This is a genomic window from Mitsuaria chitosanitabida ATCC BAA-476 = NBRC 102408, assembly GCF_001598255.1.
GTDB lineage: Bacteria > Pseudomonadota > Gammaproteobacteria > Burkholderiales > Burkholderiaceae_C > Roseateles > Roseateles chitosanitabidus.
This window is the reverse complement of record NZ_BCYP01000040.1, coordinates 111,359-132,694: the sequence shown is the minus strand read 5'-3', so window position 1 is coordinate 132,694 and position 21,336 is coordinate 111,359. Positions and strand designations below refer to the sequence as shown.

The following is a 21,336-nucleotide window of genomic DNA, read 5'->3' as shown; positions in this document are numbered from 1 at the left end:
GCGACCACGACCACGACCACGACCACGACCACGAGCACGAGCACGAGCACGAGCACGAGCACGAGCACGAGCACGAGCACGAGCACCCGCGCCGACCACCGCGCCTGGGTTGAGCGTCATGCGCTGCTCGACGACGCGGCGCGTCCCGAGGCCATCGCCAAGCGTCACGCGCTGGGCATGCGCACGGCGCGCGAGAACCTCGCCGCGCTCTGCGATCCGGGAAGCCTGATCGAGTTCGGCGCGCTCGCCGTCGCGGCGCAGACCGCGCGGCGGCCGATCGACGAGCTGCGCGCCCAGACGCCCGCCGACGGCGTCATCACCGGCAAGGCGCGGCTGCGCGGCCGGCCGATCGCGGTGATGGCCTACGACGCCACCGTGCTCGCCGGCACGCAAGGCTACCGAGGCCATCAGAAGAGCGACCGGATCCTGGAGCTCGCCGAGCGCGAGCGGCTCCCCTTCGTGCTCTTCGCCGAGGGCGGCGGCGGTCGGCCCGGCGACACCGACATGCCGGTCGTCGCCGGCCTGCATGTGGCGACCTTCGCGCGCATGGCGGCGCTGGCCGGCCAGGTGCCGACCATCGGCATCGCCGCCGGCCGCTGCTTCGCCGGCAACGCGGCGCTGCTCGGCTGCTGCGATGTCGTGATCGCCACGCGCGGCAGCAACATCGGCCTGGGCGGGCCCGCGATGATCGAAGGCGGCGGTCTGGGCCGCTTCGAGCCGGAGGCGATCGGCCCCGCGCCGCAGCTGGCGCAGGTCGGCGTCGTGGACCTGCTGGTCGACGACGAGACGCAAGCCTGCGAGCGGGCGAGGGCGCTGATGGCGTGGATGTGCCGGCTGCCCGCGGACGCGGCGCCCGATGCCATCGACCCGGCGCGCCGCGGGGCGCGGGAGCCCGCACTCGCCGCGGACCAGGCACCGCTCGACGAGGCGATCCCGGAGATCCGACAGCGTGCCTATCCCGTGCGACCCATCCTGGAGCGTCTCTTCGACACGGGCTCGCTGATCGAGCTCGGCGCGGGCCATGGCGGCAGCGTGATCACCGCCGCCGCGCGCCTGCACGGGCAGGCCGTGGCCGTGGTCGCCAGCGATTGCGCGGTGATGGGCGGCGCGGTGGATGGGGCGGCCTCGCGCAAGCTGGCGCGCTTCTGGCGGCTGTGCGAGCGCCTGGGCATGCCGGTCGTCAGCCTGATCGACAGCCCCGGATTCATGGTCGGGCCGCAGGCCGAGGCCACCGGCCAGCTGCGCGAGGCCGGCGAGCTCTTCCGGGCCGCGGCGGCCCTCACCGTGCCGCTGGCCGCCGTGGTGATGCGGCGGGCCTTCGGCCTGGGCGCGATGGCGCTGGCCGGCGGCAGCCTGCACCGGCCGCTCGGCTGCGCGTCCTGGCCGAGCGGCGAGTTCGGCGCGATGGGCCTGGAAGGCGCGGTGCGGCTGGGCTATCGCAAGGAGCTCGCCGCCGCGCCCGACGGCCCGGAGCGGCAGGCCCTGTTCGAGCGCCTGCTCGCGGCCCAGGTCGCCCGCGGCCAGGCGCTCGCCATCGCCGAGACCCTGGAGATCGATGCCGTCATCGCGCCGCGCCAGACCCGCGACTGGTTGCTGGCCCTGCTCGGCGGCTGAGCGCGGGAGCCTGCCGCCGCCGAGCCTCGATGCACCACCGCAACGCCAGCTTGTCGATCTCGTGACGTCCTCGCGCTTTCCGCCACTTTGCGATCCGTGGGGTGTGCGGCCGGGCGTCGGTCACTACACTGCCTCTCCATGGCGCCCCTGTCGATCCACATCCCGACCTTGATGCTGGCGTTGCTGAGCGGCTTCGCCATGCTCGGCGTGCAGCTGTGGATGGCGCAGCGCAGCAAGCTGCGCTACCTGGACCTGGCGGTGTGGACCTGGGGCTCGTGGGCGCTGCTGGGCGGCTTCGCGATGCTGTCGGCGCGGCTGGTGCTGCCGCTGTGGCTGTCGGCGCTGGCCGGCAACGGGCTGATCGCGCTGGGCATCATCTTCTACAACGAGGCCATCCACCGCCACGTGCTGGGCCGCTCGCTGCCGCGCTGGCTCTGGTGGGGCGCCCCGGCCGTGTCCTGGGCGCTGACCGTGGCCTTGCTGGGGGCGCCGCTGCCGGTGCGCACCAGCATCATCTCGCTGCTCTTCGGCCTGCTGCTGTGTCCCGCGATCGTCGTGCTGATGACGGCCGGCTGGCGGCGCGAATCCTCGCTGCGCGCGGTCGCGCTGACGCTGGTCGCCGCGGCGGCCAGCCTCTTCCTGCGCAGCATCCACGCGATCGTCAATCCCGACGACTACCGCGACCTGATGCAGAGCAGCCTGGGCCAGGGCCTGACCTTCCTGTTCAGCTTCATCTGCCTGATCGGGACCGGCTTCGGCTTCGTGCTGGCCAACTTCGAGCGCATCGCGCGCCACATGGAGGACATGGCCTCCACCGACGGCCTGACCGGCTGCCTGAACCGCATGACCGCCGACGCGCTGCTGCGCCACGAGCTCGAGCGCGGTCGCCGCGAGGGCACGCCCCTCGCCTTCGTGCTGCTGGACCTGGACCACTTCAAGGACGTCAACGACTGCCACGGCCACCACGCCGGCGACGACGCGCTGCGCGCCTTCGCGGCCGAGGTGCGGGCGCGCCTGCGGGGCTCGGACGTGGTGGGCCGCTGGGGCGGAGAGGAGTTCGGCCTGGTCCTGCCGGCGACCGACGCACCGGGCGCCGAGCGGCTGGTCGAGGCGATCCGCGAGGCGGTGTCGCGACTGCGGCTGTGCGACGGCGAGGGCCGCGATTTCAGCATGACCGTGTCGGCGGGCATCGCGATCGCCGAGCCCGGCGCCAACCTGAGCGCCGACCTGCTGTTCATGCGCGCCGACCGGGCGCTCTACGTCGCCAAGGACGGAGGCCGCAACCGCGTGCAGGTGCATGACGAACGGATCGCGGAGATGGCGTCGATGCCGCCGCGCGCGACGGCAGGCGATCGCGCCTCCACCCCTCCCGAAGGCGCCGCCGCGGAGACGTCGCCCACGACATCGATGGACACCGGCCGTCCGGCCTGAGGCGCCGGACGCGGCCATCGACGCCAGCGCGTGGCCTGCGCCGAGCGCGCCGGTCGCGGTGCCGACGTCCGGTCAGCAGTTCTCGTACTTCCAGTTGCGGCGCTTGCCCTCGGCCATCCACTCGACGGCCTGCGCGATGCGGCGCTCGCGGGTCTCGGGCTTCTTGGCCTCGACGATCCAGTCGATGTACTCGCGCCGCTGACCGGGCGGGAATCCGTCGAAGGTCCGGCGCGCCGCCGCGTCGCGGTCGAGGGCCGCCACCAGGTCCTCGGGCGCCTCGGGGGGCGGCTTGGGCGCCGCGGGCTTGGCGGGACGCGCCTTGACGCCGTCCTCGATCAGCTGCATCGCGCGCTTGATCGCGGCCTTCTGCTCGGTCCTGGACGGGAGGTCCTTGATCGAGGTGAGCCGGCCGTAGTCGCCCATCGCGCCGTCCTTGCCCTTGCCTTCGCCGACCGCGGCCTCGCCATGCCAGAAACCGATCGAGCAGTGCGCCTTGAAGGCGGCCATGCCGCTCAGGATCTTGTCGCGGTAGACGAAGTTGGGGAAGCCCCACTTGATGGTCTCGACCACGTCCGGGCAATGGGCGTGGACGGTGGCGCGCCAGTGCCGCAGCAGGTCCTGAGCGAAAGGCGCGGCGCGCTCGATGTAGGCGTCGATGCGGGGATCGTGTGAGGACATGGGCGCAGGGTAGCGATTTCGAGGACCTTCGACCATCGTGGTCTATGCTCGGCCCCCATGCGAGCCAAGACTTCCAATTCCCTTCTCGCCCGCCTGCCGGCGGCCCTGCCGATCTGGACGCTGCTGGCGCCGCTGGCCGCGATCGCCGCGCTGCTGGGGCTCACGGCGGGCGCCGACTCGACGCTGATCCTGGGCGTGGTGAGCGCGCTGCTGATCGCCGCGGTGCTGGCCGCCGTGCATCACGCCGAGGTCGTCGCGCACCGCGTGGGCGAGCCCTACGGCTCGCTGGTGCTCGCGGTGGCCGTGACCATCATCGAGGTGGCGCTGATCGTGTCGCTGATGCTGGCGGGGGGCGAGGCGACCAACACGCTGGCGCGGGACACGGTGTTCTCCGCGATCATGATCGTGTGCAACGGCGTGCTGGGCCTGTGCATCCTGGTCGGCGGCTGGCGGCATCAGGTGCTGGCCTTCCGCGTCGAGGGCACCAGCCCGACGTTGGCCGTGCTGGCCGCGCTGTCGGTGCTGACGCTGGTGCTGCCCGCGTTCACCACGAGCTCGCCCGGTCCGACCTTCACCAAGGTGCAGCTGTTCTTCGCGGGCGGCGTGTCGCTGGTGCTCTACGGCGCCTTCGTCTTCGTGCAGGCGGTGCGCCACCGCGACTACTTCCTGCCGATCGCCGGCGTGGACGACCAGGACGCGCACGCCGCTCCTCCAAGCTGGAAGGTGGCCGGAGTGAGCCTGGCGCTGCTGCTGGTCTGCCTGGTGGGCGTGGTCGGCCTGGCCAAGCTGCTCGCTCCGACCATCGAGCGTGGCGTGCACGCGATCGGCGCGCCGCCCTCGCTGGTGGGCGTGATCGTGGCGCTGCTGGTGCTGCTGCCGGAGACGGTGGCGGCGGTGCGCGCGGCGCTGCACAACCGGCTTCAGACCAGCCTGAACCTGGCGCTGGGCTCGGGGCTGGCGAGCATCGGCCTGACGATCCCGACGGTGGCGGTGCTGTCGCCGCTGTTCCCGCACTCGCTGGTGCTGGGGCTGTCGCCGCTGAGCATGGTGCTGCTGTTCCTGACTTTCATCGTGGGCGCGCTGACCCTGGGCGGCGGCCGCGCGACGGTGCTCCAGGGCGCCGTCCACATGGTGGTCTTCGTCGTGTTCCTGTTCCTCGCCGTCGTTCCCTGACGGCGACCGGCTTCTCAGCCCGCCACCCCGACGATCACGCTCGAGGCCTTGAAGATCGCGGTGGCCTCGCGGCCGGGGGACAGGCCTTGATGCTGCCGTCACGCGCCGCGTCGACGGTGCCTTCGAAGAAATTGCGGGCGCTGGCCTTCCTGTCCTCACTCGCCCTGTGATGCCGCGGAACCCTCGCCCCGCGTCGTGATCGTGGTGACCACCCGGATCGTCGCCGGCGCCTCGGCGCCCATGCAGACCGCGAAGTCGCCGCAATCATCGCACTTGGGCGGGCGCAGGCCGGGCCGTCCCAGCGACTCGCCCAGGCACAGGAACAGGTGACGCTTCCAGCGGAGATTCCGCTCGTTGGCGTCGTGCAGCGTCGGAAAGCTCAGGCGCATCAGCCGCGTGACCTGCGGCCGTTCGTCCAGTCCGAGGTCCTGCCACAGGTGATGGCCACCCATGCAGGCGCTGGCCAGCCAGCCGGCGATGCGCGCGTGCGAGGAGTCCTTCGTCGCGCGATGCTCCAGCAGGAAGCGATACAGAGGACCCAGCAGTCCCGCCGGGTCAGGGGCGCGCGGCGGCAGCGCGCCGGCGTCGATGCGGGCGACCACGTGGCGGCCCACCGTCGCGAACAGCAGCCGGTCCGCGTCGGCCCAGCCGCGCGGTGCCTCGGACAGCAGCCGCGTCAGAGCGGCTAAATCTCGATCCGGCTCAACCATTTGACGTGGCGCGGACCCGCGCGCAGATCGCGACCGGACAACAGGGCGATGCGGCCTTCGCCGTCATCGAGCGCCTGGCCATCGCGCTCGAACACCACCAGCACGCCGGCGCCGACCTCGGTGTTGGTCAGCTCCGGCCACGAGAAAGCGACCTTGTAGCCGTCGCTGGCCGTGACCAGCACGGCCATGGACTTCCACGCGTGCTTGTCCTGAGTCACCACGCCCGCCCGCTCCAGCACGGCGCTCAGTCGCACGCCGCGGACGGTGGTCGACTGCTCGCGTCCGTCGATCTGCTTCGTCATGGTGAAGGTGCCGATCTGCTCGGCGGGGAAGGCGCGCAGGTCGTCGACCGTGAGCATCAGCGGCGCACGCACGGCGCCCTCGACCAGAAGCTTCTCGGTGACCGGACCGGCGGCGAGCGCCGGCAGCGCCAGCGTGCCCGACAAGCCCATCGCCATGACGGTCATGGCGGCCAGCGCCAGCCGCCGCGCGGGTGAACGGTTGAACATCGACCTTCCCTCGATGAGGCGCGCCACGCGCCGATGGCGGAATATATCGCCGGATACGACGCGAGGAGGGCGATCGCATCAGGGCCAGTCCGCCGACTTGGGCCCGTACTCCCAGTCGTAGGGCACGCCGGTCTCGCCGAGCAGCGCCCGCACCAGCGACGGATAGAGCCGCTCGGCCTTCACGTCGTTGGACAGCAGCACCGCGCAGGCCCGGCGGCGCTCGACGCAGACCCAGGTGTTGCCGGTGGCGTCGTCGTGGCCGCCCTTGAAGAAGCCGCGACCCTGAGGGCCGTCGAAGACGACCATGCCGATGCCCGCGGCCAGGTCCGCGCGGCGCCGCGCCGGCGGCAGCTCGGCCTGCAGCGTCGGGAACTGCGAGGCCGTCGTGATCGGCGCCTGCGGGCGGACCATCTCGGCACGGCTGCGCGGCGTCAGTCCGTCGCCCCGCGCGAAGCCCGCGGCGAAGCGGGCGAAGTCCTCGATCGTCGTGTCCATCGAGCCCGCCGCCCGTACCCGGCTGCGCGGATCGTGCGGCTCCCAGCGCCGCTCCAGGGTCAGGCCGTCGGCCAGGTTCGCGGCGAAGTCGGGCCGCCACATCATGCTGGTCGTCGCCATGCCGAAGCGGTCGAAGACCCGGCGTTGCATCTCGCGGCCGAGGTCCAGCCGCGGCGTGCCTTGCTCGAGCACGAACTGCAGCAGGATCAGGCCCTCGCCCGAATAGGCGTAGCGGCTGCCCGGGTCGAAGTGAAGGCGCAGCTTGCGATCCGGCTCCAGGAAGGCGAAGTTGCCGAAGCCGCTGCGGTGCGTCAGCAGGATGCGGGGCGTCAGCTGGCGCCAGCGCTCGTCGCCGCGCAGGTCGCGCCACGGGCCGTAGCGCGAGTCGTTCGGATAGTCGGGCAGCGGTCGGTCGAGGTAGCGCTCGATCGGCGCGTCGAGGTCGACGAGGCCCTCGTCCACCAGCTGCATCACGGTGTAGGCGAACACGGCCTTGGTCAGCGAGGCGCCATACATCACCGTGCCGGTCTGCAAGGCCTGGCCCGCCGCGTTGCGGTGGCCGTAGGCGCGCACCGAGACGATCCGGCCGTCCTCGATGTAGGCCATGGCCAGCGCTTCGATGGTGTGTGACTGGATCGCCTGGGTGATCAGGGCGTCGGCGGCGTCGACCGCGCGTCCAGGATCGGGCGCGCGTCCTGGCGCGTCGGCGATGACCACCGCGGCGCCATTGCCGGAGCGGGACGTGGCGGCGGCGTCCTGCTGGCGGGTCGGGCCGCCGCAGGCGGCGAGCCACGGCAAGGTCGCGCCGAGTACCAGCGCCACCAGGCCGATCGATCGCGGCGCGCCGGTCATGCGGCGAGCCGGAAGGCGCTGACCAGCGCGTTCAACTGCTCCGCCTGCGAGCGCAGGCTGCCGGCCGCCGCGGCGGACTCCTCCACCAGCGCGGCGTTCTGCTGCGTCATCTCGTCCAGGCGCTGCACGGCCACGTTGACCTGGCCGATCCCGTCCTTCTGCTCCGCCGCCGCCGTGGCGATCTCGCCCACGATGTCGGCCACGCGGCGCACGCCCGAGACGATCTCGCCCATGGTCGATCCCGCGTCCTGCACCAGCCGCGTGCCGGCGTCCACGCGCGACACGCTCTCGCCGATCAGGGCCTTGATCTCCTTGGCCGCCGCGGCGCTGCGCTGGGCCAGCGCCCGCACCTCGCCGGCCACCACCGCGAAGCCCCGGCCCTGCTCGCCGGCGCGCGCGGCCTCCACCGCGGCATTCAGCGCCAGGATGTTGGTCTGGAAGGCGATCCCGTCGATGACGCCGATGATGTCGCTGATGCGGCGGGAGCTGGACTCGATCTGCTGCATCACCGCCACCACCTCGCCCACCACCTCGCCGCCCTTGGACGCCGACATGCGGGTCGCGTTCACCAGGTCGTTGGCCTGCTGCGCGGAACTCGCGGTGTGCGCGACCGTGCCGGTCAGCTCCTCCATCGACGAGGCCGTCTGCTGCAGGTTGGAGGCGGTGGCCTCGGTGCGCGCCGACAGGTCCTGGTTGCCGGTGGCGATCTCCTGCGTGGCGACGTTGATGGTCTCGGTGCCGTCGCGGACCTGCCGCACCATGCGCCGCAGCGCCTCCTGCATCACGCTGAGCTGCCGCAGCAGCACCCCGATCTCGTCGCTGCGATCCACGCGGATGTCGCGGCTCAGGTCGCCGCTGGCAATGGTCTGGGCGACTTCGCCGGCCTGCACCATCGGCGCCCGCACCGACACCGTGATGCGCCACGCGATCAGGATCCCCAGGCCGATCGCGACGCCGGCCAGGCCCAACAGCACCATGGACGCGTGGCGCGCCTGCTCGCGCTGCGTGGTGGCGAAGGACTCGGTGTCCTCGGAGATCAGCCGGACCAGCTTCTCGACCTCGCCCAGGTACGCGGCCGCGGCCGGCGCGAGACTCTGGTCGACCTGCCGCCGCCCCGCCTCGGGGTCCGACTTGATCGTCCCCATCACGCCCTTGCGCATGTCCACGTAGCGCTGCCGCGCCGCGGCGATCACCGGCAGCTGCGCCTTCTGCTCGGGATCGTCGATGGCCTGCTCCAGCTCCTTCTGCAGCTGGTTGATGCGCTCGGTGGTGCGGCTCATCTCGCCGGACATGAAGCGCGTCAGGCCCTCGTGGCCGTCGGAGCGCGCGAGCGCCATCACGCGGGTGAGGTTGAGCTCGGTCGCGGCACGCCAGTTCGTGGCCATCAGCCGGCGCTGCTCCTGCTGGTTCAGCTCCTCGCCGAGCCGCACCAGCTCGCGCAGCTTCCACACGCCCACGCCCGCCATCAGCGCCGCCATCGCCAGCACGGCGGCGAAGCCGACCTGCAACAGCGTGGTGATCTTCATCCGGTTCAGCGTCTGCAGCATGAGGGACTCCAACGACGGTGTTCAGTCGATTATGGGAGTGCCCCCAAGGCCGGGCAAGCCGGGACGGCCGGGGGCTTCCCCCGAGGCGCGGGGGAGCGCGGCCATCCCCGGTCACGCGAGGGACGCCGAGGCGGGAGCTCAGGCCAGGCGGAACACCCGGACCAGCTCCGCCAGCTCGCTGGCCTGTTGCTGCAGGCTGTCGGCGGCGGCGCTGCTTTCCTCGACCAGCGCGGCGTTCTGCTGCGTGACCTGGTCCAGCTGGGTGACGGCCTGGCCGATCTGCACGATGCCGCGCGTCTGCTCCTGGCTGGCCGAGGCGATCTCGCCGATCAGCACACTGACCTGCCGCACCTGCTCGACGATGCCCTGCATCGCGGCGCCGGCCTCGTCGGCCAGGCCGGAGCCGGACTCCACCTGCTGCACGCTGCGGCCGATCAGCGCCTTGATCTCGCGCGCCGCCTGCGCCGAGCGCTGCGCCAGCGCGCGCACCTCGCTGGCCACCACGGCGAAGCCCTTGCCCTGCTCGCCGGCGCGCGCGGCCTCCACCGCCGCGTTCAGCGCCAGGATGTTGGTCTGGAAGGCGATGCCGTCGATGACCCCGATGATGTCGGCGATCTGGCGGGACGAGTGGCTGATGTCCTGCATGGTCCGCACCACCTGCTGCACCACGCCACCACCCTGGCCGGCGGCCGCGGCCGCCTGCGTGGCCAGCGTATCGGCCTGGCCCGCGGTCGAGGCGTTGTTCTGCACCGTGCTCGACAGCTCCTCCATCGAGGCGGCCGTCTGCTGCAGGCTGCTGGCCTGCTCCTCGGTACGCTGGCTCAGGTCGAGGCTGCCGGTGGCGATCTCGCTGGAGCCGGTGGCGATGCTCTCGCTGCTGTTGCGCACGCGACTGACGATGTCGCGCAGCGAGCCCGCCATCGCGCCCAGCGCCGCGATCAGGCGCGCGGCCTCGTCCTGGCCCGGCGCGGCCTGGCGGTTGCGCAGGTCGCCTTGCGCGACGGCTTCGGCGAAGCTCACCGCCTCGGCCATCGGCGCGGTGATGGAGCGCGTCGTGAAGACGCCCGCGAGCAGCGCCACCAGCATCGCCGCGGCGGTCGCTGCCAGGCTCCACCAGCGCACCGAGGCGTTGGTGCCGCCGGCGCTCTCGTAGGCCTCGGCGCCGACGCGTACCTGGAGCGCCAGCAGCGCGTCCACCGCGTCCTTGGCCTTGGCGCCCAGCGGCACGATGCGCTCGCCGTAGAGCTGGTTGGCGCGCGCGAGGTCGCCGGCCCGGACCGCGTCGCGCGTGGCGAGCAGGCCGTCGCGCACGTAGCTCGCGCGGACCTCGGCGAAGGTCGTGGCCAGGCGCTTCTCCTCGTCGGTGAGGTAGGTGTCCATGTAGGCCTTCCACAGCGCGGAGACCTGGCCGATGTTGGTCTGCAGCTGCTGGTCCAGCGCCGGCAGCTGCGCCGGGTCGCGGACCATCTCCATCACCAGGATGCGGTTGCGCAGCATCAGGCTGTCGATGTCACCGATCTGCTTGAGGGGGACGGTGCGGTCCTCGTAGAGCGTCTTGAGCTCGGCGTAGACGCGGGCGCTGCCGGTGATGCCGACCGCCGCGATGACGACGATCAGCAGCAGCATCAGACCGAAGGCGAGCGACAGGCGCAGGCCCGTCGTGAAGCGTCGGAGGATGGACATGGGGAGGTCTCCTGCGGGTCTCGGGGGGATGGACGTGCCGTTGTCGATTGCACGCCATGTGCCATCGGAAGGGAAGTCCCGTACCCGGGGGCCATGAATCCGGCGCGCGCGCGGATTCGGTCACGGGTCGGCGCCGGGCTGCCCGCCGGGCGCTCCCCGGCGCTGTTCCGGGCGCGCGGCCGAGGCACGAAACTTGCGCCGCGTCCGGCGTGACCGCTCCGCCCGCACCCGCCAGCCCGCCGCCCGCGTCCGCCGACGACGGCGCGGGTCCGGCCGCGCCCGGCCTGCGGGTGCTGCTGATCGATGACGGCGCGCATCGCGTCGACCTGCTGCGCGACGCGCTGGCGCGCCAGGGCTGCGAGGTGGTCGGCGTGGTCGAGCAGGCGACGCTGATCCACGACTGCGTGCTGCGCCTGCGGCCGGACGTGGTGATCGTCGATGCGGAGTCCCCCACCCGCGACACCCTGGAGAACCTGGCCACGCTGTCCGCGCGGATGCCACGTCCGGTCGTGGTCTTCGCCGAGGACGGCGATCAGGGACCGATGCGGCGCGCGATCCAGGCGGGGGTGAGCGCCTATGTGGTGGCGGGTCTGCAGCCGGGGCGTCTGGCGCCGGTCCTGCATGTGGCCATCGCGCGGTTCGAGCAGGACCTGGCGTTGCGGGAGGAGCTCAGCAAGGCGCAGGCGCAGCTGGCGTCGCGCAAGCAGGTGGACCGGGCCAAGGGCATCCTGATGCGCGAGCAGGGGCTGGATGAGGAGCAGGCCTATCAGCGTCTGCGCAAGCTGGCGATGGATCGGGGGGAGCCGATTGCGCAGGTCGCTCGGCGCGTGATCGACGCGCACGACCTGCTGCGGGGCTGAACGCACCGGATCGGCGCAGCGGCGCCGCGAGACAGTGCGTGGGAGCCCGAAGACCCTCACCCCAACCCTCTCCCGCAAGCGGGCGAGGGAGTCGTGCCATCGAGCGCCATGCGGCCCCCCCGCCCGCGGAGCGGGAGAGGGAGTCGTGCCATCGAGCGCCATGCGGTCCCCCCGCCTGCGGAGCGGGAGAGGGAGTCGTGCCATCGAGCGCCATGCGGTCCCCCCGCCTGCGGATTGGGGGAGGGCGTCGTGCCATCGAGCGCCGTACGGCCCCCTCGCCCGCGGAGCGGGAGAGGGCGGGGGGTGAGGGTCGTCGCAAGCCGGGAGCGCCGGTTCGACGCGTCTTGGCACGCTTCCTGCGACTCCCCGGTCAAGCCCGCACAACGGCGTGCGGGCCGCACCAGCAAGGTCCGGACAAAGGCGTCCGATCGAGCCCGCGCAGCGCGCGGGTCCGATCGCGGCGCCTTTGTCGTTTCCGGCTCCATCCGTCGTCGAACAGCACGGCGCGTCCCGATCGCGCCATCTGGAGGTCCTGCATGAGTCTCGGTTCCAAGGAGGGTTTGATGAGCGCTGAGCGTCGTCAGCTGCTCGCCACGGGCGCGGCATGGGGCGGGTTGTCCGCGTTGCCGGGAGGGGGCGCCTTCGCCGCCGGCTCGGACAAGCCGGAGAAGGAGGAGGTCCGCATCGGCTTCATCCCGCTGACCGACTGCGCCTCCGTGGTGATGGCCGCGGCGCTGGGCTTCGACAGGAAGTACGGCATCAGGATCGTCCCGACCAAGGAGGCCTCCTGGGCCGGCGTGCGGGACAAGCTGGTCAACGGCGAGCTCGACATGGCCCATGTCCTCTACGGCCTGGTCTACGGCGTGCACCTGGGCGTGGCCGGTCCCAGGAAGGACATGGCCGTGCTGATGACGCTGAACAACAACGGCCAGGCGATCACGCTGTCGAAGAAGCTGGCCGACGCGGGCGCGGTGGACGGGGCCTCGCTGGCCAAGGTCATGGCCAAGGCCCCGCGCGACTACACCTTCGCGCAGACCTTCCCCACGGGCACGCACGCGATGTGGCTCTACTACTGGCTGGCCGCGGCGGGCGTGAATCCGATGAAGCAGGCCAAGGTCATCACCGTGCCGCCGCCGCAGATGGTGGCCAACATGCGGGTGGGCAACATGGACGGCTTCTGCGTCGGCGAGCCCTGGAACCACCGGGCCATCATCGACGGCATCGGTATCACCGCCGCGACCACGCAGGACATCTGGAAGGACCATCCGGAGAAGGTGCTGGGCACCACCGGCGACTTCGTCAAGAAGTACCCCAACACGGCGCGCGCCGTGGTGATGGCGGTGCTGGAGGCCAGCCGCTGGATCGACGCCAGCCTGTCCAACAAGCAGAAGATGGCCGAGACCATCGCCGACAAGGCCTATGTCAACACCAGCGTGGACGCGATCAACCAGCGCATCCTGGGCCGCTACCAGAACGGCCTGGGCAAGACCTGGGACGATCCCAACCACATGAAGTTCTTCAACGACGGGCTGGTGAACTATCCCTGGCTGTCGGACGGCATGTGGTTCCTGACGCAGCACAAGCGCTGGGGCCTGATCAAGGAGCACCCCGACTACCTCGGCGTCGCGCGCCAGATCAACCAGATCGACCTCTACCGCCAGGCGGCCTCGGCGCTGGGCGTCGCGGTGCCCAAGGACTCCATGCGCAGCTCCAAGCTCTTCGACGGCGTGGTCTGGGATGCCAAGGATCCCGCCAGGTACGCCGACAGCTTCAAGGTCCGCGCCTGAGGCGCGCCCCGATCAGGAGGTCCCCATGGTCAGTGCTGTCTTCCACGCGCCGGACGATGCGTCCGGCGAGCCGATGACCGTCTCGGTCGCCACGCCCCGGCCGCTCGCGCGCGACGCGGGATCGACGTCTCCCGCCGAGGTGAAGGCGACACCCGCCGCCGCGCCGCGTGCCGGCCTGGACTGGCGCGCGCTGTGGATGCGCGTGCTGCCGCCGGTGCTCGGGCTGGGCCTGCTGTGGCTGGTCTGGTTCCTGGCCACGCTCAAGGGCGGGTCCTTCCCGACGCCGGGCGCGACCTGGGAGGCCGCGGTCAAGCTCTTCGCCGACCCGTTCTATCGCAACGGCCCGAACGACCAGGGCATCGGGTGGAACATCCTGAACTCGCTGCAGCGGGTGGCGCTGGGCTTCGGGCTGGCGGCGGCGGTGGGCATTCCGCTGGGCTTCGTCATCGGCCGCTTCGAATTCGCGAGCCGCATGCTGTCGCCGCTGATCAGCCTGCTCAAGCCGGTGTCGCCGCTGGCCTGGCTGCCGATCGGTCTGCTGGTCTTCAAGAGCGCCAACCCCGCGGCCATCTGGACCATCTTCATCTGCTCGATCTGGCCGATGGTGGTGAACACCGCGGTGGGCGTTCAGCGCGTGCCGCAGGACTACCTGAACGTCGCGCGGGTGCTGCGGCTGTCGGAGTGGAAGCTCGTCACCCGCATCCTGTTCCCGGCGGTGCTGCCCTACATGCTGACCGGCGTGCGGCTGTCCGTGGGGACGGCCTGGCTGGTGATCGTCGCGGCGGAGATGCTCACCGGTGGCGTGGGCATCGGCTTCTGGGTCTGGGACGAGTGGAACAACCTCAACGTGCAGCACATCCTGATCGCGATCTTCGTGATCGGGATCGTGGGTCTGGTGCTCGAGTGGGCGCTGATGGCCCTGGCCAGGCGCTTCTCCTTCGACGACTGATTGGAGATCCCCATGAACACGCCGTTCATCCGTGTGCAGCAGGCCGAGATGGTCTTCGCGACCCGCCAGGGCCGCTTCCATGCGCTGCGCGAGATCGACCTGGACATCGCCAAGGGCGAGTTCGTGACGCTGATCGGCCACTCGGGCTGCGGCAAGTCGACGCTGCTGAACCTGATCGCGGGGCTGCTGCGGCCCACCGGCGGGGGGCTGCTGTGCGACGGGCGCGAGATCGCCGGACCCGGGCCCGAGCGGGCGGTGGTGTTCCAGAACCACTCGCTGCTGCCCTGGCTGACCTGCTTCGACAACGTGCTGCTGGCGGTCGAGTCGGTCTTCGGCGGGCGCGAGCTCAAGCCGAGGCTGATGGCGCGCGCCGAGGAGGCGCTGCATCTGGTGGGCATGAGTCATGCGATGTTCAAGCGGCCGCATGAGATCTCGGGCGGGATGAAGCAGCGGGTGGGCATCGCGCGGGCCTTGGCGATGGCGCCCAAGGTGCTGCTGATGGATGAGCCCTTCGGCGCGCTGGATGCGCTGACGCGGGCGCATCTGCAGGATGAGCTGCTCAAGATCGTGGCGGCGACGCACAGCACGGTGGTGATGGTCACGCACGACGTGGACGAGGCGGTGCTGCTGTCGGATCGCATCGTGATGATGACCAACGGGCCGGCGGCGACGATCGGGCAGGTGTTGCCGGTCGAGCTGCCGCGGCCGCGGGATCGGGTGGCGCTCGCCGAGGATCCGAACTACGTGCATGCGCGCAAGGCGGTGATCGATTTCCTCTACACGCGGCATCGCCACGCGGAGGCGCGGGCGGCTTGAGTCTTGGGGCTCGCTGCCTGCCACCGCCCTCACCCCTCCCTCTCCCGCGTAGCGGGAGAGGGGAAAGGCGCGCGCAGCGGAGAGAGCCGGCGGGCATGCGCGGTGCCGGTGGCCCCCTCTCCCGCTGCGCGGGAGAGGGCGGGGGTGAGGGCCGTCGCAGGCAGCGAGAGCCCTCACCCCAAGATGATCTGCAAGCTCTGCTGATAGTGCCCGGTGAGCAGATCCAGCCGATCGAGCAGCACCTCGCTGCTGCGGGCCAGGCCGCCGGCCGCTTCGCGGCCATGGGCGTCGCGCAAGCTCCGCATCAATCGCAGCCACTCCGCGCTCACTTCCGCGAGCAGCGCGCGGATCGCGTCGCTCGACAGCGGCGATGCCTCCAGCGCCGCCAGTCCCGCCGCGAAGCGATCCAGGCTGTCGAGCAGCCCCCCCGGATCCCGTCCTGGCAGCAGGTCCGCCAGCAGCGCTTCCTTGGCCAGCTGCTGGCTCAGCATCCGTTGCCGACCGCAGAGGTTCACCACCTGCAGCGGCTTGCCCGCGCCGCTGGCGGCCAGCGCCGTCGCCAGCGCATCGGACCGGCCCAGCAGGTCCTGCGCCGCATCGTCCGCCGCGACCAGCGCCTCCACGCTGGGCTTCCCCACAAGCAGCGGCTCCAAGCGCCTCCAGGCCTCGAGGATGCCCTCCAGGTCCGGCCCCGGCGCCGCCTGCGCCGACAGCAAGCCCGGCAATCTCGCCAGATTCGCCGTCACACGTGCGCAGGACTCATCCTGCAGCGTCTTCGCGCGCTTGGGCTCGATGCCGGCCGCACGCTGCGCCATCAGCTTCACCAGGCGCTGGCTCAGCATCCGCTGCTGGCCGGCGAGGTTGACCGCCTCCGCCAGCTGCGCCGAATGCACCACCGATCGCGCCACCTCACCCAGCCTGAGATGCGCGTGCATCGCCGCCTCGCGCAGCAGACGGAAGGCGCTGTCCTCGTCGAGCTCGCGCGCCGACATCAGCAGGCCCTTCGCGCGCTCGGTCCACTTGCGGTCGTCCAGTTGCGCCCGCAGCGCGGCCTGGCGCTCGTTCAGCGCGACGGCCCAGCCGAGTTGCCAATGCAGCGCGTCGGGGTCGGGCATCGAGGCCAGCCAGACCTGGATGCCGAGCCCGGCCGCCCGGCGCCGCTGCGCCGCCGTGCCGCCCGGCGCCACGCACACGACCGGCAGGGCCAGCGCCGCGGCCTCCAGCGCATCCAGCCAGCCATCGAGCGCCGCGCCCGTCGAACCGGGGCTCCCCGAGGCCGATGCCTGGCCCGTGGCCAAGCCCAGCCCGGCATCGCCGCCGACCGCCGTCTCATCCGGAATCAACAGCAGCGCCTGCGCCCCCTGTTCTTGTGCGGCGCGCACCAAGCTGTCGCGTCCGGGCTGGTGCACGGACGCCGCGATCCAGTGCGGCGAGGCCGATCCCGTGCCCGCGGCCGGACGCGGCGCCGGGCCCAGCCGCAGCACGCGGCGGGGCAGGTCGTCGTCGGCGGAGAGGGCGTCAGCGGCGGCGGGCGCGGTCGGCTCGGACATGGTCGCTACAGAGGGAAGACACACGATCCCACGCGCACGGATCGTGCCGCCGCGCGGGGGCGTCGCAGCATAAGCCCATCGCCCGTCCAGTGCTCGGCCGACGCCGGCGAGGCGGCCGACCTCGCCGCACCGCGGCCATCTGGCACGCGACTTGCGAAAGAGAGCCCGTGGCGCAACGACGCGCCGCGCTCCCGCGGGGCCTCGTCCCCGCGATCTCCGACACCGCCCCGGCGGTGTCATCGCCGCCGAGGTCGTCCCGCGACATCGGCACCGCTTGAAGGCCACGACCAGCCCGGTGCTGATCGCGGCCTTTTTTCGTTCCGCTTCACCAGAGCCTTTCCGCCATGGCAGCGTTCCGCACCTTCCTGAGATCAGGCCACGCCCCGACCCTCGGCGCCGCGTTCCTGTACTTCGCGTTCTCGTGCTGCATCTGGGTGCTGAACGGCGCGCTCGCGCCCTTCATCAGCGAGGCCTACCAGCTCACCGCCGCGCAGAAGGGCCTGATGCTCTCCATCCCCATCATGGCCGGCGCGCTGATGCGATTCCCGCTGGGGTTGCTCTCCCAGTACATCGGCAGGAAGAATGCGACGCTGGTGGAGATGGCGCTGATCGCCGTGGCCATGAGCTACGGCTACTTCATGGTCGACGGCTACGACGACCTGCTCGCGATGGGCGTGCTGCTGGGCATCGCCGGCGCCAGCTTCGGCGTGGCGATGTCGCTGGGCTCGGGCTGGTACCCGCCGAAGTACAAGGGCCTGGCCATGGGCCTGGTCGGCGCGGGCAACGTCGGCACCGCGGTGTCCGTGCTGGTCGCGCCGCCGCTGGCGCAGTGGCTGGGCTGGCAGAGCGTCTACGCGATCGCGGCCGCCGCGATCGCCGTGCCCATGGGGGTGATGATCGTCTTCGCCAAGGAGCCGCCCGACGTCGGACGCCACACCGGCCTGCGCGACCACGTCGCCTGCCTGTTCGAGAAGGACGGCTGGGCCTTCAGCCTGCTCTATGCGGTGACCTTCGGCGGCTTCATCGGCCTGACCACTTTCCTGCCGACCTACTACCACGACCAGTTCGGCGTCTCCAAGGTCGCCGCCGGGCAACTGACCATGCTGGCGGCCTTCATGGGCGCGGCGGTGCGGGTGGTCGGCGGCGCGCTGTCGGACCGCTGGGGCGGCGTCAACGCGCTGACCACCGTGCTGGGCGTGGTGACCGTCTCGCTGCTGCTGATCGGACCGGCCAACGGCTCGATCGCGCTGACGACGCTGCTGCTGGTGATCTGCTTCGCCGGTCTGGGCGCGGGCAACGGCGCGCTGTTCCAGCTGGTGCCGCTGCGCTGGCCCGCGGCCACCGCGGTGGCGGGTTCCATGATCGGCGAGATCGGCGCCCTCGGCGGTGGCGCGGTGCCCAACCTGATGGGCCTGTCCAAGCAGACGGCCGGCACCTACGCCTGGGGCTTCGTCGCCTTCGCCGGCTTCGCGCTCGTGATGCTCGGCGTGCTGCGCGTGATGCAGCGCCGCTGGACGAGCACCTGGGCCACCGATGGCGGCCGCGCCCACGTGGTCGACGAGTCGACCTCGCCCGCCACTTCGCCCGCCACCTCTCCCGCGACTCCCCACCCGATCACCGCCCCCCTGTCCCCCGTCTTGCCCCCTCTCCCGCTTGCGGGAGAGGGCAGGGGAGAGGGTCTTCCGGGCTCCCGCCCCGCCACCGCCCCCATCCCCAGTCAACTCCCTCTCCCGCTTGCGGGAGAGGGCGGGGGTGAGGGTCTTCATTTCCCCCAGGAGCGTGCCGCATGAATGCCCCGACCGAACTCGCGCCGCTGTCGGCGACGGCCTCCACCACACCGATCCCGCTCAAGAAGATGAAGCTCGTGATGGTCGGCAACGGCATGGCCGGCGTCCGTACCCTGGAGGAGCTGCTCAAGATCTCCCCCGATCTCTACGACGTCACCGTCTTCGGCGCCGAGCACCATCCCAACTACAACCGCATCCTGCTCAGCCCGGTGCTGGCCGGCGAGCAGACCCTGGACGAGATCATCCTCAACCCGCTCAGCTGGTACGAGGAGCACGGCATCACGCTGCACCTGGGCAAGACCATCACGAGGATCGATCGCGTGAAGCGCCAGGTGATCGCCGACGACGGTACCGTGGCCGACTACGACCGCCTGCTGATCGCCACCGGCTCGAACCCCTTCATCCTGCCGGTGCCCGGCAAGGAGCTCGAGGGAGTGATCGGCTACCGCGACATCACCGACACCAACACGATGATCGAGGCGGCGACCAAGTACCAGCACGCCGTCGTCATCGGCGGCGGCCTGCTGGGCCTGGAGGCGGCCAACGGCCTGATGCTGCGCGGCATGCAGGTCACGGTCGTGCACATCGGCGGCTGGCTGATGGAACGCCAGCTCGACGATCAGGCCGGTGATCTGCTGCGCAAGTCGCTGCAGGAGCGCGGCCTGCGCTTCCGCATGGGCGCGCAGACCGAGGCGCTGATCGGCGACAAGGATGGCCGCGTGATGGCCGTCCGCTTCAAGGACGGCGAGGAGATCCCCGCCGACCTGGTCGTGATGGCCGCCGGCATCCGCCCCAACACCGCGCTGGCCGAAAGCGCCGGCCTGCACTGCCATCGCGGCATCGTCGTCACCGACACGCTGCAGACGGTCACCGATCCCCGCATCTACGCGGTGGGCGAATGCGCCGCGCATCGCGGCATCGCCTACGGCCTGGTGGCGCCGCTGTTCGAGCAGGGCAAGGTCTGCGCGAATCACCTGGCGCAGTTCGGCATCGGCCGCTATCTGGGCAGCCAGACCAGCACCAAGCTCAAGGTCACGGGGATCGACCTGTTCTCCGCCGGCGACTTCATGGGCGGCGACGGCACCGAGGAGATCGTGATGAGCGATCCCTTCGCCGGCGTCTACAAGAAGCTCGTGATCAAGGACGATCAACTGGTCGGCGCCTGCCTCTACGGCGACACCGTCGACGGCAGCTGGTACTTCAAGCTGCTGCGCGAGGGCCGCAAGATCGCCGACATCCGGGACAAGCTCATGTTCGGCGAGTCCAACATCGGCGACGTCGGTCACCAGGGCCACAACAAGGCCGCGGCGATGGACGACAGCGACGAGGTCTGCGGCTGCAACGGCGTGACCAAGGGCGCCGTCTGCAAGGCGATCAAGGAGAAGGGCCTGTTCACGCTGGAGGAGGTGCGCAAGCACACCAAGGCCAGCGCCAGTTGCGGCTCCTGCACCGGCCTGGTCGAGCAGCTGCTGATGTTCACCGCGGGCGGGGACTACTCGGCCACGCCGAAGAAGAAGGCCGTCTGCGGCTGCACCGAGCTCAGCCACCAGGAGGTGCGCGACGCCATCTTCAAGGAACATCTGGTGAAGATGGGCGACGTCTTCGAGCGGCTCAACTGGAAGACGCCCAACGGCTGCGCGACCTGCCGTCCCGCGCTGAACTACTACCTGATCTCGTCCTGGCCCAAGGAGGCGGTGGACGATCCGCAATCGCGCTACATCAACGAGCGCAGTCACGCGAATATCCAGAAGGACGGGACCTACTCGGTGATCCCGCGGATGTGGGGCGGGGAGACAACCGCCGATGAGCTGCGTCGGATTGCCGACGCCGTCGACAAGTACAAGATCCCCACGGTCAAGGTGACCGGCGGCCAGCGCATCGACTTGCTGGGCGTGCGAAAAGAGGATCTGGTCGACGTCTGGCGCGACATCGGCATGCCCAGCGGCCATGCCTACGCGAAGGCGCTGCGCACGGTGAAGACCTGCGTGGGCTCCGAGTGGTGCCGCATGGGTACGCAGGACAGCACGCAGATGGGCAAGGATCTGGAGCGCGCGATGTGGCGCATGTACGCGCCGCACAAGGTCAAGTTCGCGGTCAGCGGCTGCCCGCGCAACTGCGCCGAGGCCGGCATCAAGGACGTCGGCATCATCGGCGTGGACTCGGGCTGGGAGATGTACGTCGCCGGCAACGGCGGCATCAAGACCGAGGTCGCGCACTTCCTGGTGAAGCTCAAGACGGCTGAGGAGGTCATGGAATACACCGGCGCCTTCATGCAGCTGTATCGCAAGGAGGGCTGGTACCTCGAGCGCACCGTGCATTACGTCGGTCGCGTCGGGCTGGACCATGTGAAGCGGCGCATCCTCGATGACCACGAGGGTCGCCAGGCCCTGTGGGCCGAGCTGCAGCATGCGCTCGACGGGGAGCCGGATCCGTGGTTCGAGTTCGCGAAGGCGCAGGTGGACGTGCGCCAGTTCGAGCCGGTCGCCAGCGTCCTGGGTTGAGGAGGAACGACATGACCCACTGGATCACCATCTGCGCCGTCACCGACATCCCCGTGCTGGGCTCGCGCCGCGTGTCCCGCGAGAAGGGCCCGCAAGTGGCGCTGTTCCGCACCGCCGACGATCGCGTCCATGCGCTGCTGGACCGCTGCCCCCACAAGGCCGGGCCGCTGAGTCAGGGCATCGTCTTCGGCAACGCGGTGGCCTGCCCGCTGCACAACTGGACCATCGCGCTGGACAACGGCTGCGCGCGCGAGCCCGACGAGGGCCGCACGCCCGTGTTCCAGGTCAAGGTCGAGGACGGTCAGGTGCTGCTGGACCGCCATGAGCTGGACACGGTGGGCATCGACCTGCCGCCGGTCAAAGCCGGGCCCTGCACCCGCGTGGCCTGCTGAGC

General features: G+C 71.1%; 16 protein-coding genes and 1 pseudogene. 10 read left to right on the top strand and 7 right to left on the bottom strand.

What is annotated here, in order from left to right:
• Positions 1–1,614, top strand: a 1,614-nt coding sequence (locus MCHT01_RS24230) for an acyl-CoA carboxylase subunit beta (protein WP_084453311.1), incomplete at its 5' end; no start/stop codon positions are given.
• 138 nt (positions 1,615–1,752) lie between these two features.
• Entirely contained in the window at positions 1,753–3,045 is a 1,293-nt protein-coding gene (locus tag MCHT01_RS24225; RefSeq protein WP_067069928.1) for a GGDEF domain-containing protein, read from the top strand.
• 72 nt (positions 3,046–3,117) lie between these two features.
• Here the strand turns inward: MCHT01_RS24225 and MCHT01_RS24220 are convergent, their stop codons facing one another.
• Positions 3,118–3,723: a YdeI/OmpD-associated family protein gene (locus tag MCHT01_RS24220; RefSeq protein WP_067069925.1), complete on the bottom strand. Its 606-nt coding sequence runs from the start codon at positions 3,721–3,723 to the stop codon at positions 3,118–3,120.
• A gap of 57 nt (positions 3,724–3,780) precedes the next feature.
• Here MCHT01_RS24220 and MCHT01_RS24215 point away from each other — a divergent pair, with 57 nt between their 5' ends.
• On the top strand, positions 3,781–4,896 hold the full coding sequence (locus MCHT01_RS24215) for a calcium:cation antiporter (protein ID WP_067069922.1): 1,116 nt from the start codon (positions 3,781–3,783) through the stop codon (positions 4,894–4,896).
• Between the two features lie 155 nt (positions 4,897–5,051).
• Here the strand turns inward: MCHT01_RS24215 and MCHT01_RS24210 are convergent, their stop codons facing one another.
• The 5 genes from MCHT01_RS24210 to MCHT01_RS27895 all read right to left on the bottom strand — a co-directional run bounded on the left by MCHT01_RS24210 (position 5,052) and on the right by MCHT01_RS27895 (position 10,692).
• A complete protein-coding gene (locus MCHT01_RS24210) occupies positions 5,052–5,606 on the bottom strand; it encodes a nitrogen fixation protein NifQ (RefSeq protein WP_084453315.1) in 555 nt (184 codons plus the stop codon).
• Positions 5,582–6,115: a molybdopterin-dependent oxidoreductase gene (locus tag MCHT01_RS24205; RefSeq protein ID WP_245643621.1), complete on the bottom strand. Its 534-nt coding sequence runs from the start codon at positions 6,113–6,115 to the stop codon at positions 5,582–5,584. Before MCHT01_RS24205 ends, MCHT01_RS24210 begins: the two co-directional genes overlap by 25 nt.
• Before the next feature lie 78 nt (positions 6,116–6,193).
• A complete protein-coding gene (locus tag MCHT01_RS24200) occupies positions 6,194–7,462 on the bottom strand; it encodes a serine hydrolase domain-containing protein (RefSeq protein ID WP_084453310.1) in 1,269 nt (422 codons plus the stop codon).
• Positions 7,459–9,009: a methyl-accepting chemotaxis protein gene (locus MCHT01_RS27900; protein WP_067069917.1), complete on the bottom strand. Its 1,551-nt coding sequence runs from the start codon at positions 9,007–9,009 to the stop codon at positions 7,459–7,461. Before MCHT01_RS27900 ends, MCHT01_RS24200 begins: the two co-directional genes overlap by 4 nt.
• Before the next feature lie 138 nt (positions 9,010–9,147).
• Positions 9,148–10,692, bottom strand: a complete 1,545-nt coding sequence (locus MCHT01_RS27895; RefSeq protein WP_084453309.1) for a methyl-accepting chemotaxis protein — start codon at positions 10,690–10,692, stop codon at positions 9,148–9,150.
• 209 nt (positions 10,693–10,901) lie between these two features.
• Between MCHT01_RS27895 and MCHT01_RS24185 the strand changes: the two genes are divergently transcribed.
• The 4 genes from MCHT01_RS24185 to MCHT01_RS24170 all read left to right on the top strand — a co-directional run bounded on the left by MCHT01_RS24185 (position 10,902) and on the right by MCHT01_RS24170 (position 15,104).
• Positions 10,902–11,552: an ANTAR domain-containing response regulator gene (locus MCHT01_RS24185; RefSeq protein ID WP_245643619.1), complete on the top strand. Its 651-nt coding sequence runs from the start codon at positions 10,902–10,904 to the stop codon at positions 11,550–11,552.
• A gap of 563 nt (positions 11,553–12,115) precedes the next feature.
• Positions 12,116–13,339 carry a CmpA/NrtA family ABC transporter substrate-binding protein gene (locus MCHT01_RS24180; RefSeq protein WP_148661696.1) on the top strand — a complete coding sequence of 408 codons (1,224 nt, stop codon included), beginning with the start codon at positions 12,116–12,118 and terminating at the stop codon, positions 13,337–13,339.
• Between the two features lie 25 nt (positions 13,340–13,364).
• Entirely contained in the window at positions 13,365–14,288 is a 924-nt protein-coding gene (ntrB, locus tag MCHT01_RS24175; protein ID WP_067069911.1) for a nitrate ABC transporter permease, read from the top strand.
• A 12-nt stretch (positions 14,289–14,300) separates the two neighbouring features.
• Complete coding sequence (locus MCHT01_RS24170; RefSeq protein WP_067069908.1) at positions 14,301–15,104, top strand: ABC transporter ATP-binding protein; 804 nt, start codon at positions 14,301–14,303, stop codon at positions 15,102–15,104.
• 173 nt (positions 15,105–15,277) lie between these two features.
• Here MCHT01_RS24170 and MCHT01_RS27645 read toward each other — a convergent pair whose 3' ends face one another.
• Complete coding sequence (locus tag MCHT01_RS27645; RefSeq protein ID WP_067069905.1) at positions 15,278–16,654, bottom strand: type IV pili methyl-accepting chemotaxis transducer N-terminal domain-containing protein; 1,377 nt, start codon at positions 16,652–16,654, stop codon at positions 15,278–15,280.
• 344 nt (positions 16,655–16,998) lie between these two features.
• On the opposite strand from MCHT01_RS27645, the pseudogene MCHT01_RS24160 reads away from it, so the two are divergent.
• From MCHT01_RS24160 to nirD, 3 genes and pseudogenes are all read left to right on the top strand, one after another.
• Positions 16,999–18,201: pseudogene (locus MCHT01_RS24160) on the top strand (MFS transporter); the annotation flags it as partial.
• Positions 18,202–18,440: 239 nt separating this feature from the next.
• Positions 18,441–20,942 carry a nitrite reductase large subunit NirB gene (gene nirB / locus MCHT01_RS24155; protein ID WP_067069902.1) on the top strand — a complete coding sequence of 834 codons (2,502 nt, stop codon included), beginning with the start codon at positions 18,441–18,443 and terminating at the stop codon, positions 20,940–20,942.
• 11 nt (positions 20,943–20,953) lie between these two features.
• On the top strand, positions 20,954–21,334 hold the full coding sequence (gene nirD, locus MCHT01_RS24150) for a nitrite reductase small subunit NirD (RefSeq protein WP_067069899.1): 381 nt from the start codon (positions 20,954–20,956) through the stop codon (positions 21,332–21,334).
• Positions 21,335–21,336: the final 2 nt, after the last annotated feature.

What these genes read in the sequence shown, in the direction of transcription:
- MCHT01_RS24225 (WP_067069928.1), top strand. Translation starts at nt 1,753, where the DNA reads ATGGCGCCCCTGTCGATCCACATCCCGACCTTGATGCTGGCGTTGCTG.
- MCHT01_RS24220 (WP_067069925.1), bottom strand. Translation starts at nt 3,723, where the DNA reads ATGTCCTCACACGATCCCCGCATCGACGCCTACATCGAGCGCGCCGCG.
- MCHT01_RS24215 (WP_067069922.1), top strand. Translation starts at nt 3,781, where the DNA reads ATGCGAGCCAAGACTTCCAATTCCCTTCTCGCCCGCCTGCCGGCGGCC.
- MCHT01_RS24210 (WP_084453315.1), bottom strand. Translation starts at nt 5,606, where the DNA reads ATGGTTGAGCCGGATCGAGATTTAGCCGCTCTGACGCGGCTGCTGTCC.
- MCHT01_RS24205 (WP_245643621.1), bottom strand. Translation starts at nt 6,115, where the DNA reads ATGTTCAACCGTTCACCCGCGCGGCGGCTGGCGCTGGCCGCCATGACC.
- MCHT01_RS24200 (WP_084453310.1), bottom strand. Translation starts at nt 7,462, where the DNA reads ATGACCGGCGCGCCGCGATCGATCGGCCTGGTGGCGCTGGTACTCGGC.
- MCHT01_RS27900 (WP_067069917.1), bottom strand. Translation starts at nt 9,009, where the DNA reads ATGCTGCAGACGCTGAACCGGATGAAGATCACCACGCTGTTGCAGGTC.
- MCHT01_RS27895 (WP_084453309.1), bottom strand. Translation starts at nt 10,692, where the DNA reads ATGTCCATCCTCCGACGCTTCACGACGGGCCTGCGCCTGTCGCTCGCC.
- MCHT01_RS24180 (WP_148661696.1), top strand. Translation starts at nt 12,116, where the DNA reads ATGAGCGCTGAGCGTCGTCAGCTGCTCGCCACGGGCGCGGCATGGGGC.
- ntrB (WP_067069911.1), top strand. Translation starts at nt 13,365, where the DNA reads ATGGTCAGTGCTGTCTTCCACGCGCCGGACGATGCGTCCGGCGAGCCG.
- MCHT01_RS24170 (WP_067069908.1), top strand. Translation starts at nt 14,301, where the DNA reads ATGAACACGCCGTTCATCCGTGTGCAGCAGGCCGAGATGGTCTTCGCG.
- MCHT01_RS27645 (WP_067069905.1), bottom strand. Translation starts at nt 16,654, where the DNA reads ATGTCCGAGCCGACCGCGCCCGCCGCCGCTGACGCCCTCTCCGCCGAC.
- nirB (WP_067069902.1), top strand. Translation starts at nt 18,441, where the DNA reads ATGAATGCCCCGACCGAACTCGCGCCGCTGTCGGCGACGGCCTCCACC.
- nirD (WP_067069899.1), top strand. Translation starts at nt 20,954, where the DNA reads ATGACCCACTGGATCACCATCTGCGCCGTCACCGACATCCCCGTGCTG.